This window comes from Thioclava sp. SK-1 (assembly GCF_001705665.1).
In the GTDB taxonomy this organism is placed as follows: domain Bacteria; phylum Pseudomonadota; class Alphaproteobacteria; order Rhodobacterales; family Rhodobacteraceae; genus Thioclava.
The window spans coordinates 44,056-58,436 of record NZ_MDHA01000026.1; the positions used below are offsets into that span (position 1 = coordinate 44,056).

The 14,381-nt window shown below is 58.3% G+C and carries 12 protein-coding genes; 7 read left to right on the forward strand and 5 right to left on the reverse strand.

What is annotated here, in order from left to right:
• Positions 1-12 precede the first annotated feature (12 nt).
• Positions 13-1,869: an ABC transporter ATP-binding protein/permease gene (locus BFP70_RS04400; protein ID WP_066010163.1), complete on the reverse strand. Its 1,857-nt coding sequence runs from the start codon at positions 1,867-1,869 to the stop codon at positions 13-15.
• Positions 1,870-2,164: 295 nt separating this feature from the next.
• A complete protein-coding gene (locus tag BFP70_RS04405; RefSeq protein ID WP_176715491.1) occupies positions 2,165-3,472 on the reverse strand; it encodes a LysM peptidoglycan-binding domain-containing protein in 1,308 nt (435 codons plus the stop codon).
• Between the two features lie 149 nt (positions 3,473-3,621).
• On the opposite strand from BFP70_RS04405, the gene BFP70_RS04410 reads away from it, so the two are divergent.
• Complete coding sequence (locus BFP70_RS04410) at positions 3,622-4,173, forward strand: TIGR00730 family Rossman fold protein (protein WP_066010165.1); 552 nt, start codon at positions 3,622-3,624, stop codon at positions 4,171-4,173.
• A 116-nt stretch (positions 4,174-4,289) separates the two neighbouring features.
• Here BFP70_RS04410 and rarD read toward each other — a convergent pair whose 3' ends face one another.
• Both rarD and BFP70_RS04420 read right to left on the reverse strand, forming a co-directional pair.
• On the reverse strand, positions 4,290-5,183 hold the full coding sequence (gene rarD / locus BFP70_RS04415; RefSeq protein WP_066010166.1) for an EamA family transporter RarD: 894 nt from the start codon (positions 5,181-5,183) through the stop codon (positions 4,290-4,292).
• Positions 5,184-5,341: 158 nt separating this feature from the next.
• Entirely contained in the window at positions 5,342-7,078 is a 1,737-nt protein-coding gene (locus BFP70_RS04420) for a divergent polysaccharide deacetylase family protein (RefSeq protein ID WP_066010167.1), read from the reverse strand.
• A gap of 180 nt (positions 7,079-7,258) precedes the next feature.
• Between BFP70_RS04420 and BFP70_RS04425 the strand changes: the two genes are divergently transcribed.
• From BFP70_RS04425 to lexA, 6 genes are all read left to right on the forward strand, one after another.
• A complete protein-coding gene (locus tag BFP70_RS04425) occupies positions 7,259-7,861 on the forward strand; it encodes an aminodeoxychorismate/anthranilate synthase component II (RefSeq protein ID WP_066010168.1) in 603 nt (200 codons plus the stop codon).
• On the forward strand, positions 7,858-8,880 hold the full coding sequence (gene trpD / locus BFP70_RS04430) for an anthranilate phosphoribosyltransferase (RefSeq protein ID WP_066010169.1): 1,023 nt from the start codon (positions 7,858-7,860) through the stop codon (positions 8,878-8,880). Before BFP70_RS04425 ends, trpD begins: the two co-directional genes overlap by 4 nt.
• On the forward strand, positions 8,877-9,671 hold the full coding sequence (gene trpC, locus BFP70_RS04435; protein ID WP_066010170.1) for an indole-3-glycerol phosphate synthase TrpC: 795 nt from the start codon (positions 8,877-8,879) through the stop codon (positions 9,669-9,671). The genes trpD and trpC overlap by 4 nt, the downstream gene beginning before the upstream one ends.
• A complete protein-coding gene (gene moaC, locus BFP70_RS04440; RefSeq protein ID WP_066010171.1) occupies positions 9,668-10,141 on the forward strand; it encodes a cyclic pyranopterin monophosphate synthase MoaC in 474 nt (157 codons plus the stop codon). Before trpC ends, moaC begins: the two co-directional genes overlap by 4 nt.
• Before the next feature lie 7 nt (positions 10,142-10,148).
• A complete protein-coding gene (glp, locus tag BFP70_RS04445; protein ID WP_369820183.1) occupies positions 10,149-11,348 on the forward strand; it encodes a gephyrin-like molybdotransferase Glp in 1,200 nt (399 codons plus the stop codon).
• 114 nt (positions 11,349-11,462) lie between these two features.
• On the forward strand, positions 11,463-12,164 hold the full coding sequence (lexA, locus tag BFP70_RS04450) for a transcriptional repressor LexA (protein ID WP_066010172.1): 702 nt from the start codon (positions 11,463-11,465) through the stop codon (positions 12,162-12,164).
• 8 nt (positions 12,165-12,172) lie between these two features.
• On the opposite strand, the gene BFP70_RS04455 is transcribed toward lexA, so the two are convergent.
• Positions 12,173-14,260, reverse strand: coding sequence for a ComEC/Rec2 family competence protein (locus tag BFP70_RS04455; protein ID WP_066010173.1), 2,088 nt, complete (start codon positions 14,258-14,260; stop codon positions 12,173-12,175).
• Positions 14,261-14,381: the final 121 nt, after the last annotated feature.

Below are 14,381 nucleotides of genomic sequence, written 5' to 3' on the forward strand. Positions count from 1 at the left end.
CGGCGCGCAAAATCACGGCGCAGGACTGTCCGCACCATTCTTTTCCTCCTCACCCTCGGCAGATTGACGTGCCCACATCTGACAATAGCGGCCATTGCGCGCCAGTAAGGCCTCATGCCGGCCTTGTTCGACAATCTTGCCTTTGTCCATCACCACAATGATATCTGCATCCGAAATCGTTGACAGCCGGTGCGCGATAGAGATCACCGTCCGCCCCTGCCCCATGTCACGCAGGCTGGTCTGAATATCGCGCTCTGTTTGAGTGTCCAAAGCCGACGTGGCCTCATCAAGCAACAAAATCGGCGGGTTCTTCAAAATCGTTCGGGCAATGCCAACGCGCTGTTTTTCTCCCCCCGAAAGTTTCAGCCCACGCTCCCCCACGGCAGTGTCATACCCCTCTGGCAGCGATTGGATGAAATCGTGAATGCGCGCGGCGATCGCAGCTTCGATCACCTCTGCCTCGGTCGCGCCCGGGCGACCATAGGCGATATTGTAACGGATCGTATCATTGAACAGCACAGTGTCCTGCGGCACCACGCCAATGGCACGATGCAAGCTGTTTTGCGTGATATCGCGCAGATCCTGACCGTCAATCCGAATGGCCCCTGATGTGACATCGTAAAACCGGAACAACAACCGTCCAATGGTCGATTTGCCAGACCCCGACGCACCAACCAAAGCCACGGTGCTGCCCGCCGGGATGGTCAGAGAAAAATCTGTCAAGATAGGGCGCGCCGAATCATAGTGGAACGAGACATTATCAAGCACGATCTCTCCTTGGGGCACCTGAAGCTTGGGCGCGTCCTTGGCATCAGTGACTTCAGCGGGTTGATGCAGAAGATCAAACATATCGGCCATATCCGTCAACGCCTGTCGGATTTCCCGGTAGACCGAGCCGAGAAAATTCAGCGGCATGGTAATCTGAATCATATAGGCCTGCACCATAACAAAATCACCGACGCTCAGCGTGCCGGCCTGCACCTCTATCGCTGCCATGATCATCACCGCCATCAGGCCGACCCCGATAATCAATGCTTGCCCAAAGTTTAGAAACGCCAGCGACTTACCGGTTTTAACCGCCATCTCCTCATAACCGCGCATAGATTGGTCATAGCGGTCAGCTTCCCATTTTTCGGCGCCGAAATATTTCACGGTTTCAAAATTCAGCAAGCTGTCGATGGCCTTTTGGTTGGCCTCGGTGTCGGCTGTGTTCATATCGCGGCGAATTTTCACCCGCCATTCGGTGACAGCAAAGGTGAATTTTACATAGGCCGCGATTGTCACAACCACCACCAACGCATAGCGCCAATCAAAGGCAAACAGAAAGATCAGCGCAACGAAGCTGAGTTCAAGGATCAAAGGCCCGATCGAGAACAGCAAGAACCTCAACAGAAATTCAACACCTTTGACGCCGCGCTCAATCACCCGCGACAGCCCCCCGGTGCGCCGGGTGATGTGATAGCGCATCGACAGACGGTGAATATGGTTGAAGGTTTCACCCGCCAACTGCCGCAAAGCGCGTTGTCCCACGCGGGCAAAAATGGCATCGCGCAGTTGGTTGAACCCGATAGAGCCGATCCGCGCAAACCCGTAGATCAGCGTCAAAACCACAGCCCCGGCTGGAAGCCACATTACCGAAGGCGTGCTGTCCCCGGCCAGAGTATCCACCGCCTGCTTATAAAAAAATGGTGTGGCGACTGCGATTACTTTCCCCAGCAGCAAGGCCGCCATGGCAATCACAACACGGCGCTTTACCCAGCCTGCGCCATCGGGCCACAGATAGGGGGCGACTTGTTTGATCGTGCGGATGCCGCGAGCGCGCTCTTGTGCAGAGACCTCACCTGCGGTGGTGATATGGGACGGGGGCATATAGGCTCTTTCAGGCTTGCGGTGCAGATCATGGCACCGTGGCGGATCGAATGGAGATCGGGCGCAACGCTACTGACTGCGCGGTGATTGTCCAGTGCAGCCACGCATGGGGTGATGTGCATCAGTGGCAAACCACATGATAGAAATGCGGGTTATGGCGGTCTGGGGAACAGCGCTGTGCTTGGGCATTGAACCCAAGCACAGCGCTGTCAGGGCCGCGGCGCGACCCTTCCGGCCCAGCCACCATAAGGACACCGTGTCGACCAAGGCGTATAATCAGATCAGCGCGCCAGCATCACTGCGGCAGGGTGAATACTTGTCCAGGGAAGATCAGATCCGGGTCCGAGATCTGATCTGCATTGGCCTCAAACACACGGACAAAAAGAAATCCGTCACCGTATGTTTCACGCGCAATGGCCCAAAGCGTATTTCCCGGCTGCACCGTCAGCACCTGCGACTGTCCGTCGGCACCGCCCTGTTGGGCCAATGCCTGCGCCAATTGCACAGGTGACTCCCGACGAAACGGAGTGGTAAGCGATGACAGCGTCTTTCCACGGCTATCAATGACGCGAATGGCCAGATCGTAGGTCCCCGGATTCACATCCGGCAGCACCATACGCCATGGGCCTCCTGCACCTGTCTCGACCGCCGCAATCTGAGCGCCGTCCAATGCGACATTGATCTGCGCGTTGGCTGGCGCGCCCGAGCCCGAAATCACCGCCTGCGACTGAGCATCATAGGACAGCGTACCTAGGCTGAAGGCACCATCGGACCCGTCAAGCAAGCGTGCGCCCTGCCTGTCAGTGATCAGGGCGGGCATGTCCCGACCAGGCGGCATGGATGTTTCAGCAAATAAGGCCGGCGCGGTAACCGCCATATCGCCTTGTAGGTCGTCTTGCACAGGCGGAACGGGCAGTTGCACCGGATCAGTCGCACCCTGCGCAGTGTCGGACCCTTTAGGTGCGGGCCGCGCATCTGGCACGGCGTTGGGCACGGTCGCAGCTGCAGGCGCGGCCAAAATGGGGGCCTCATCCCGCACAACCGCACTTGGCGGGATGGTCAGCGTTTCCGCCCCCGGTACAAAGCCCCCCTGCGCGTCACGCAGTTGCATCGTCAAATCTCGTGGTTGCTCTGCCAGAGCCAAATCGAACATGACCGCGAAACTGCCCGACGCATTGGACATGGCAGACGCGACAGGCGCGCCATCAATCAACAGCTCTACCTGCGTGTCAGGCGGGGCTTGGCCGGCCAATGTCACCTCCCCCTGTGGTGAAAAGCGGAAAAGATCAAAACGGCCTGGACCACTGGCTGCGAATTGCGCTTGTACCGGCGGCAAGGCGGCGGCGCCAAGCGCCTGCTGCGACGCCAGTTCGGGTTCGGGTTCAGGTTCGGAAAGTTGCACAGCATCGGCCGGCGCATCCGCAAGTGTCCCTTGCGGCTTGACCTGCGCATCTTGCAGATCAGGGTCCGATGCACCATTGCGCAGGCCCAGCCATGCTGCAAGCACCACAATCAGCACAACACAGCCAGCGCCAACCCCTTGCATTACTTCGGACTTACCGCGCTGAACCATATGTCCTCGATCCTCTCTATCGCTGCTCACATCTGTGTCACAAATGTTTGTAAAGTAAGTTAGACCGTCAATCCCCGCAGAAACAAGCGCCGCCTGCGCCCAAACGCCAAAATCACCCGACTTGAGCGCAAGCGCGCAGGCCGCTAACACAGGCGCGGTAGCAGCCAGAAGAGATCGCCATGACCACAGCCCCATCCGTTTGCGTTTATTGTGGATCGCGAAATGGCAGTGACCCGGCCTATGTCGCCGCCGCTGAAGCACTTGGCACAATGTTGGCCCGGCGCGGTTGGCGGCTGGTATATGGTGCGGGTGATGTTGGGTTGATGGGCACAGTGGCCCGCGCCACCCAAGCGGCAGGCGGCAATACATTCGGCGTCATTCCCGAAGGCCTGTTTGCCCGCGAAGTGGGCAAGCGCGACCTCTCCACCTTTATTGTGACCGAAACCATGCATGAGCGCAAAAAGGTCATGTATATGAACGCCGATGCCATCGTTGTTTTACCTGGCGGGGCAGGCACATTGGATGAATTTTTCGAAGTTCTGACCTGGCGCCAGATCGGCCTCCATGAAAAACCAATATTTGTTATAAATACAAATGGTTACTGGAATAAACTAAACGAATTATTAAACACGATCACCCAGCAGGGCTTCGCCGATAATACGCTGCATGATTTTGTCTCATTTGTAAATGATATCAAATACTTGGAGGAAGACTTGGAGAAATTACTTTAATATTCTATTAACCACCAATGCAGCACCACAGGTCCGCGGCACTGCGCTGCGGACCTGCTTGTAACTAAATCATGCAAATGCAAACCACCGTATGTAGTTGCCCGATGCCCATAGCATTAGGCCACTGATATCCGCTGCGCCCGTGCTGGCCAGGAATACAGCGCCAGCGCCGCCCAGATGATCGGCAACGCCACCATATGGCCCGGCGTCATCGGCTCAGCAAAGACGAATAGCGCGACACATAGCTGCAAGCTTGGGTTCAAATATTGCACCAAGCCCACCGTGCCCAATCGCAAGCGCTGCGCCGCAAAAGAAAACAGCATCAACGGCACGGCGGTCATCCCAGCAGACGCCAGCAGCAAGATCGACACCTTAGCTCCCGTGCCAAACAGCCCCGATCCTGCGGGCAAACCGAACCAGCCGAATTCCAGGCCCAAAATATAGGCCAACGAAAATGGCACGAGCAAAATCACTTCGGCGGTAACCGTTACAATCGCCTCTGCATTCAGGCGCTTTTTGATCAGCCCATATAAGCCAAAGCTACAGGCAAGGATCAGTGGAATCCAAGGTGGGCGGCCAAGGCTATACCCCAGATAGACCACGGCCAAAGCGGCCAGACACACGGCGATCGCCTGACGCCGCCGCATCTTTTCGCCCAAGAACACCATACCCAACATCACCGACACAAGCGGGAAGATATAATAGCCGAAAGAGGCCTCCAACGCGTGATGATTGTGGATCGACCAAATATAGGTGAACCAATTCAATGTGATACAAGTTGTCGCCGCAGCAATGGTCAGCATTTGGCGAGACAATAGCAGCGTGGTCAACACGCGCAACTTCCCCTGCAACGCAAGAATAACGCAAAAGAATGCCGCCGACCAAAGGGTGCGATGGGCCAGGACCTCTAACACCGGAACGCCATCAAGCTGCGCGAAGAACAGCCCCGACAGGCCCCATATCGTGCAGGCGGTAAAAATGGCAATTAAGCCTTTGCTTTGATTGGTCATGCCAGCCCCATTCCACCATCCGCGACTCATATCGAGGCAGATTGACCGTATGGTCAGCAATTGAAAAGGCGATAGTTCCCCTTAACGCAGCCATCAAACCCATATGGAGGGTTCAAAGCGTATTCATAACCACACCAGAGCAAGCAGGCACGGCGCGCTTACCGCATGGCACGTTTCAAAATGGCCGAGGCTGGGGCAATTTTGACCTCGTCATCCGCCTTGCTGGACCACTCCATGAGCCCTGCGACCGAATCCGGCCACGCGCTAAGCATCACGACAACAGAGCCATTGCGCTTGGCCTCAAAAGCTGAGCGGTTTAACTCTCTTGCAATTCGCGGCGCACCCTCACGGCCATCGTCCAACACGCGCCAAGTTTTCGTTTCTGGCAAGTCAATATTCTCAGCCAGTTGCGAGGCGGCATTCAATCCGCGTTCTTGCGTGATCAGGCCCAGACCCTCTTGCTCCAATAACTCCACCAAAGCGCGCGCCAAGCTGCGATCATTTTGGATGCGCGCTGGGGAGGGTTCAACCACGGCAATCGCATCAGGGATAACGGAACGCCAGGCTTCCAATGCAACGGCCAGATCCTCGGGCTTAGCCCCCGCTGGCAGGTCAGAGGCCAAAATCGCAACCTCAAACCCGCTATCGCGGTAGCTTTGCGCCACTTCCTTGGCATCGGCACGCGCGGGGTCAATTGCCACGGTAACAGGCACGGTAAGCGAGCGGATCGTAGTGCCGTCCAATCCGCCAGCGACAACCCCGGGATCAATCAGGACAACGGAAAACAGCGCCGCGTCCTGAGGGGCGACGAAAGGCATTGAATATTGCTGTAACGGTGTAGAATCGCCCTTGGGTGCCTGGGTCACCTGTGGTGCAACCTCCTGGGCCTGGTCTGTGACGGGATCGCCAATCCGTGGCAAGCGATCCGTTGGTATATCGGGTGCGCTGCGCAGCCCGGTCGTACTGCCATCCAACACAAGAACACGAGGCAGCGCATCGTCAGATATCGTCGTATCGGCGGGCGGCACATCTTGTTGCTGCATCGCGGGCGTGTCACCGCTGTCCTGCACCCCAAGTTCGAAAGACGGATCTGGCGCCACGACATCAGGTGCTTGCGGTGTGACAATGGTCCCATCGGGCAAAAGCACCACCTCGGGCAGACTTTCGGGTGGCACGGTTTGTGGCATCTGAGCGGGCCGCTCACCCGTGTCTGCGGGCAACAATTCTGGCGCGACCGCTTCGCCGGGCGGCGGCACGGGTACCGGCGCCAGCCGCTGCGGCATATCGGGTAAAGTTTCCGGCAAATCAAGCCCGGCGATCTGCATCGGGCTGTCGGATGGCGTTGGGCGCGGGGCAGATTCGGTGATCTCTTGCGGCAATTGCGGCTGATCCATTACCGGCTGCGCGCTTTGATCTGCGCCCGGCGTATCCTCAGATGCCGGTAAGGTGACACTATCTTCGGCACTGACCTGCGGCACTTCATCCACCCGCGCAGTTGAAAACCCCGAGCCTGCGGGAACCAGTGGCGGGGTCGAGGCGCTACCCCGCTGCGCAGCCGGCGCTGCATCTGGGGCTGCTGTGCTTACAATAGGATCTGCGGATGCTGGAGTGGTCTTCGCAACAATTGATACGGGGGCTTCACTCTTATCATATGACTTTAAGTTTTTGTCGTAATTATCTGACTTATCTTCAAAATCAGAAAATGTGACCATGCGATCCCCAAGTCGGGGCAACCCCGCTGGAAGGCGTATTGGCGCGGGATGATCAGTTGCGCGCGCCACCAGATTTGGGCTGCGTGCATCACTAGGCAGCGGCGCCACCAATGAGGTCACACCAAGCCCCGTCACCGCCGTCACAGCCCCAACTGCCAGCCCGGAAAATAACCCACGCACCATTATCTGCCCTCATATCCTGTGCATCGTCTTGTTTTGCGGCCCCCGGTATCCCGAATTCCCTTCGCCCGGGCCTTGACCCCGGCGCGACGCTCAAGGCATCTATAGCGCGACCCATTGCCCGGATCACGTCGAAAGTTACTCAGGCGTTAAAACCGGGCCTGAACGGAAATAGGTGGTGCCATGCTCCTGCTCATCGATAACTATGACAGCTTTACCTACAACCTTGTGCATTATTTTGGTGAACTTGGCGCAGATGTGAACGTCGTGCGCAATGATGCGTGGGATGTGCAACAGGCGATGGGTGCGGGCGCGCAGGCAATCGTGCTGTCACCCGGGCCGGGCACGCCGCAGCAATCGGGTATCTGTCTTGCACTGACATTGGCCGCCGCAGAAGCGCAATTGCCGGTGTTTGGCGTCTGCCTTGGGCAACAAACCATCGGTGAGGCGTTTGGCGGCACCGTGGTGCGCCATTCTGAAATCGTGCATGGCAAGATGGGCGTCATCCATCACAACGGCACAGGCGTATTCCGCGGCCTGCCCTCACCTTTGCAGGCAACACGATATCATTCGCTGGTGGTGGATCGTGACAGCCTGCCCGATTGCCTGGAAATCACCGCATGGCTGGAAGATGGCACGATCATGGGGCTGCGCCACAAAGAGCGACTGATTGAAGGCGTGCAGTTCCATCCTGAATCCATTGCCTCGGAGCATGGGCATCAGATGATTGCGAATTTCCTGGAAGATGCCGGCGTGACCCTGTCCCCGGTGGAGGCCGCATCATGAGCGACCAGATGAAGCCACTTATTTTCGCAGCCTCAGAGGGGCCGCTCAGTCGTGCGCAGGCAGAGCAGGCCTTCACGCTGCTGTTTGAAGGTGCGGCGACGCCCGCACAGGTTGCGGGCCTGTTAATGGCGATGCGCGCACGCGGTGAATCGGTCAGCGAATATGCCGCCGCCGCCGCCGCCATGCGGGCCAAATGCGTGCCGGTGACCGCACCTGACGGGGCGATGGACATCGTGGGCACCGGCGGTGACGGCAAACATACGTTGAATATCTCAACTGCGACGTCCTTTGTTGTGGCTGGTGCCGGCGTGCCCGTGGCCAAACATGGCAACCGCGCTGCCAGCTCTAAATCCGGCACTGCGGATGTGCAGAGCGAACTTGGCATCAATGTCATGGCCGGACCACACGCGACCGAGCGGGGCCTAACCGAAGCCGGCATCGGCTTTATGATGGCGCAAATTCACCATCCAGCAATGAAACATGTAGGCCCCGTGCGCGCAGAGCTGGGCTGTAAAACCATTTTCAACATCCTTGGCCCGCTGACCAATCCCGCAGGTGTCAAACGTCAATTGACCGGGGCCTTTGCGCCCGATTTGATCTTCCCGATGGCAGAGACGTTGCAATTGCTTGGCTCTGAAAAAGCGTGGCTGGTTCATGGATCGGATGGCACCGATGAAATCACGATCTGCGGCCCGACCGCCGTTGCCGTGCTGGAAGACGGTAAAATCACCGGGCGCGAAATTCACCCCGAAGATGCAGGTCTGCCCGTGCATCGGTTTAACGACCTGATCGGCGGTAGCCCGGCGGAAAATGCCACAGCGTTGCGCGCGGTGTTACAAGGACAGGCATCTGCCTATCGTGATGCCGTTTTGCTGAACGCCGCTGCCGCATTGGTGGTAGCCGATAAAGTGGTCGATCTGAAGCAGGGGGTCGAAATGGCCGCCGCCAGCATCGACAGCGGTGCCGCCGCCCGCGCCTTGGAAACACTTGCCAAAATCACGCAGGAGGTCGCACAATGACCACGATCCTAGATAAGATCAAAGCCTATAAGCTGGATGAAATCGCGGCCGCCAAACAGGCCGTGCCATTGGCTGATCTGGAGGCTGCAGCCAAGGCCCAAACGCCCACGCGCGGCTTTGCCGATGCGCTTAGCGCAAAGGCACAGGCGGGATATGGGTTAATCGCAGAGATCAAAAAGGCATCGCCATCCAAAGGCTTGATCCGTCAGGATTTTCAGCCTGATGTTTTGGCCCAGGCCTATGAGGCGGGCGGCGCGGCATGTTTATCTGTGTTGACCGATGGCCCATCCTTTCAGGGTGCGCCAGAATTTTTGACCGCTGCACGTGAGGCGTGCACACTGCCCGCATTGCGCAAAGACTTTATGTATGACACCTATCAGGTAGCGCAGGCACGCGCCTGGGGGGCGGATTGCATCTTGATCATCCTTGCCTCCGTAGAGGATGCCCAAGCCGCCGAGCTGGAAGAGGCCGCTATGGCCTATGGGATGGATGTACTGCTGGAGGTTCATGACGCGCCAGAGCTGGAACGCGCCTTGCGGCTGAAATCGCCTTTGATGGGCGTGAACAACCGCAATCTGAAAACCTTTGATGTGACCTTGGATGTCACCCGCCAACTGGCGCCGACAATTCATGCCGAAGGGCGTGATCTGGTCTGTGAAAGCGGCATTTTCACCCCTGCCGATATGGCAGATATGGCCGCTGTCGGCGCGAGACGTTTCCTGATCGGTGAAAGCCTAATGCGCCAGACGGATGTCGCCGCCGCCACCAAATCATTGCTGACACCCGCATGAGCCTGACGCATTTCAACGCCGACGGTCAGGCGCATATGGTTGATGTCTCGGACAAAGCCGTGACGGCGCGTATTGCTACAGCGCAGGGCCATGTGATCATGCGCTTCGAAACGCTGGCTCATGTGCTGGAAGGCACCGCCAAAAAGGGCGATGTATTGGGTATCGCACGAATTGCGGGCATTCAGGCGGCGAAAAAGACCGCCGATCTGATCCCCCTGTGTCACCCTTTGCCGATCACCAAAGTCAGCCTGGATCTACAGCCCGATCCCGCGCTACCGGGTGTGCGCGTGCGCGCCACAGTAAAGACCACCGGGCAGACCGGCGTAGAGATGGAGGCCTTGACCGCCGTCTCGGGTGCGTGCCTGACCATCTATGACATGCTCAAGGCGGTGGAAAAGTCGATGCAGATCGGCGGCATTCAGGTCACGCTAAAAGATGGCGGAAAATCAGGCCGTTACACCACGGAGTAAATCCATTATGTCACCTCGCCCTTCGTTGATTTCTGTCGCCGATGCGCGTGCGCATGTTCTGGATCTGGTCCGGGCCTTGCCGCTGGAAACGGTGCCATTGCGTGCTGCGCTTGGGCGCGTGATGGCGCAGCCGGTGCAAGCCGGATTGACGCAACCGCCCTTTGATGGCTCTGCGATGGATGGCTATTGGCTGAAGGCCTCCGATCACAAACCGGGCGCACGGTTGCAAATTCTGGGCGAGGCCGCCGCGGGCCATGCCTATGATGGTCCAGTGCACTCCGGTCACGCTGTGCGGATTTTCACCGGCGCACCGGTGCCTGCCCCCGACGGGGTTGTCGTGCTGCAAGAAAATGTCACGCGCGACGGTGATATATTGATCTTGCCACAAGAGCTGTCGGACAATCACAATATACGCCCTGCAGGCGGAGATTTTCACGCAGGTCATCCCTTCCATCCCAAACGTGCCTTGACTGCGCGGGATTTGGGGCTTTTGGCAGCAATGAACATCGCCCAGGTTACTGTGCATCAGCGCCCCGAAGTTGCGCTGATTGCAACCGGGGATGAATTGGTCATGCCCGGCGAAACACCCGGCCCTGATCAGATCATCTCATCGAACAATTTCATTGTGGCGGCAATTGCCGAAGCCATGGGCGCGGTGGTGCGGGTCTTGCCAATCGCACGCGATACCCATGACAGTTTGCGCACGGTATTTGCACTGGCGAAAGGTGCAGATCTGATCGTCACCTCTGGCGGGGCCTCTGTTGGGGATCATGATCTGGTCGGGGAGGTCGCAGCGGAGCTGGGATTGCAGCGCAGCTTTTGGAAAATCGCAATGCGGCCGGGCAAGCCGCTGATGGCCGGGCGAATGGGTGATGCAGTTTTGCTGGGCTTACCAGGAAATCCGGTGTCGGCCACCGTCTGTGCCGAACTGTTCTTGCGCCCAATGCTGGCCGTGATGCAGGGGTTGACGCCATGCGAGCCGCAGCACGACGCTGTGATAACCCATGGCCTGGGACCAACCGGGCCACGCACCCATTATATGCGTGCCAAACTGATACCGGGCACCCCACCCGAAATCACCGCTTTCGATAACCAAGACAGCGCCGTCCTAAGCGTGCTTGCCGAAGCGGACGCGCTATTGATCCGCGAACAAGGCGACGGCCCGATCAAGGCAGGATCCACGGTCCGTTACATCCCCCTGCGGTAACACCAATTGGCAACCTTGTTGGCGTGGCACAATTGACACGGAACGGGAACAAGGTTAGAACATATTAAGAACGGGCGCTGGACCCGGGGCGAGATTTTTTCCGGAGGGGTCTGGATGCTAACGCGTAAGCAATTGGAACTATTAGAATTCATTAATAAGCGATTGGCGCGCGACGGGGTTCCGCCCTCGTTTGATGAGATGAAGGATGCTTTAGATTTACGGTCTAAGTCTGGCATTCACCGTCTGATCACCGCGCTGGAAGAGCGTGGATTTATTCGCCGCCTTGCCCATCGGGCCCGCGCAATTGAGATCGTGAAACTGCCGGAGTCTATGGGGAATGCCACAGCGCAAAGCGCAGGCTTCACACCGCAGGTGATTGAAGGTGACAAGACCGACACACCGCGCAGGTCCTACCCGGTGACATCTTCACATTCTATGGATTTGCCCGTGATGGGCCGCATTGCTGCGGGTGTGCCGATCGAAGCAATTTCTGAAGTGTCGCATCATATTGCGGTGCCAGGCACGATGGTCTCTGGCCAAGGGGAGCATTATGCCCTGGAGGTGCGCGGGGATTCCATGATCAATGCCGGGATCAATGATGGCGATATCGTGGTGATCCGCAACCAGCAGACTGCCGATAATGGAGAGATCATCGTGGCCTTGGTTGAAGGTCATGAGGCGACATTGAAACGCTATCAGCGGCGCGGTGGCATGATCGCGCTGGAAGCGGCAAACCCCGAATATGAAACCCGCTTGCTGCGCGAAGATCAGGTGCGTGTACAAGGTCGCCTTGTCGGGTTGATCCGCAGCTATTGATACAGGGGTCACTGCGACCACCGCCGGGTGCCCTGTATCTGGCGGGTTGTGACAACCTTACCGGACTGGGTTATGGCCACCGCTCCGGTTCGGCGCAGGCGCGGCTGATCCCAGATATCACATTGTGTCTTTGCGTCGGCCGGGGCCGTTCCAGCCAGAACAATCAGCGCGCCATCACGGCAATAGGGTTCAAGGTTTTGCTCGGCATATCTACCACTAAGATGCACCAGATCGCGCCCCCCAAACCGCGCCACCCGTACACCGGTCGGGCCGGAAAACCCGACCCGCTGTGCCGCTTGGGTCACGGTTGCGCGATCGCCATCCGCCTCTAACCAAACACCGGCGACAAACCCTGCCCCATTTTTGGATAAGGCGCGTCCGCTTGGGGTCAGCAGCCCAACCTGCTCTGCCTGCGGTGCGATCAGCACTGCGGGCGGGCTGTGCCGGGTCCAAAGGATGGTGCCCCACAGCATCAGTGCAATCCCGATTACCCTTCCCCGCACCGGCGCAAGCACCAGCACCACCGCACCGAATAAGATCAGTGGTAATGTCAGTTGCGGCGGCTGGACGATCGCACGGGTCGCCCCCTCCCATCCTGCGACCCAATTGGCCACCCATAGCATCCAACCCGTCCCCACTCCCGCCACCCAAAGCGCAGGAAACGCCAGACCAAGTGGCGCAAGCACCGCCGCCAATACAGCAGCGGGCATCACAACCGTCCCCATCACCGGCACGGCCAGAAGATTGGCGATCAACCCGTAATCCGATATGCGGTGGAATTGCGCCGCAGTGATCGGCGCGGTGGCCAATCCCGCAACCAAGGGGCTTAGCACCATACCACCGATGACAGCGACACTGCGCGACAGACGACGTGCGATCCGCGCCCATTGTGCGAATGTCACCACCAAAGCCGCACTGGCAGCAAAGGACATTTGAAACCCCACCCCAATCAGCGCCTCTGGAGTGATGATCAGTAAAAGCGTAGCGGCAATGGCCAGATTATTCAGGCTGATTGCACGGCGTTTTACCAAAATCGCGCAAAGCATCACCAGCGCCATCACATAGGCGCGCTGCGTCGATATCTGCGCCCCCGACAGCCACAAATACCCCGTGGCCGCCACGATCGCAGTGACCGCTGCAATTGATTTAACCGGATAGCGCAGTGCAATATAGGGGATCAGCACCAAAACAAACCGCATCGCGCCATAAACGATGCCGACCAACAGCCCCATATGCAGGCCAGAGATCGCAACGACATGATACAGGTTGGTATCGCGCAGAACGGCATTGGTGGCTTGGGTCAGGCCTGCACGGTCCCCGGTGGTCAGTGCGGCGATCATCGCACCAGGTTGGCCGGGAATGGTTTGCACGATCGCGCGGGCCAGATAGCTGCGCAGATGCGCCGCCCATTGGCCACCGCTGCGATGGGCCACCAACATCACCGGAACGCGGGCATAGCCAACTGCGCCCAATCGTTCAAAATAGGCGTATCGGCGAAAATCAAAAGCGCGCGGCGCTGCCGGCACCGGAGGGGGCATCAAATGCGCCGTTACCATCACACGTTGCCCCGGAACCAATGTCAGATGTGTCGGCTCGGTGTGCAAAGAAATCCGCACGCTATGCGGGCTGCGATCATTGCCAAGATCACCGATATGCAGCTGATCAAGCGTGACGCGCAACCGATCACTGCTGGAGCGATCCAGCTTTACCACACGCCCCTCTACCGGGCCATAATAACGATAGGTCAGGATCGGCGCGCTTAGGCGCTGTGCACGCCATTCGGTCAGCAAGACCCCGGTTGCGATTAACGCCAGCATCAGCGCGGGAAACCACCATTGCGGCGCGGCCTTCCATCGTATGATCACAGCGACCACAATGGCCGTGCATGCCACGCTCAGATCGCGCCATTGCGCGGCATGATCCATGCCAAACCATGCGGTGATACCGATGCCAAGCCCAACCGGCACCCATAATATTGCGTCGGACAGCGCGGCGAAACTGGCGCCCAGCGGGTCACCGATCAGGCCACGCCAGATGGGCCGGGCACGGGTTGGCGCGACAAAGACGTCATTTTCCTCATGCTGGCCGCTGACCATATGCACCCATCCCGGTTGCAGGACTTGTTCTTATCTGCGCAGATCCCTATTCATTCGCGCAACACTGTGACCCGGGAACCGTGACGCCAACATGGTTTCCAAATGATTAATTTGCGCATGC

Coding starts and splice junctions, on each gene's coding strand:
- trpC (WP_066010170.1), top strand. CDS start 8,877: ATGACCACGATCCTAGATAAGATCAAAGCCTATAAGCTGGATGAAATC.
- BFP70_RS04420 (WP_066010167.1), bottom strand. CDS start 7,078: ATGGTGCGTGGGTTATTTTCCGGGCTGGCAGTTGGGGCTGTGACGGCG.
- BFP70_RS04410 (WP_066010165.1), top strand. CDS start 3,622: ATGACCACAGCCCCATCCGTTTGCGTTTATTGTGGATCGCGAAATGGC.
- glp (WP_369820183.1), top strand. CDS start 10,149: ATGTCACCTCGCCCTTCGTTGATTTCTGTCGCCGATGCGCGTGCGCAT.
- BFP70_RS04455 (WP_066010173.1), bottom strand. CDS start 14,260: ATGGTCAGCGGCCAGCATGAGGAAAATGACGTCTTTGTCGCGCCAACC.
- BFP70_RS04400 (WP_066010163.1), bottom strand. CDS start 1,869: ATGCCCCCGTCCCATATCACCACCGCAGGTGAGGTCTCTGCACAAGAG.
- lexA (WP_066010172.1), top strand. CDS start 11,463: ATGCTAACGCGTAAGCAATTGGAACTATTAGAATTCATTAATAAGCGA.
- moaC (WP_066010171.1), top strand. CDS start 9,668: ATGAGCCTGACGCATTTCAACGCCGACGGTCAGGCGCATATGGTTGAT.
- rarD (WP_066010166.1), bottom strand. CDS start 5,183: ATGACCAATCAAAGCAAAGGCTTAATTGCCATTTTTACCGCCTGCACG.
- BFP70_RS04425 (WP_066010168.1), top strand. CDS start 7,259: ATGCTCCTGCTCATCGATAACTATGACAGCTTTACCTACAACCTTGTG.
- trpD (WP_066010169.1), top strand. CDS start 7,858: ATGAGCGACCAGATGAAGCCACTTATTTTCGCAGCCTCAGAGGGGCCG.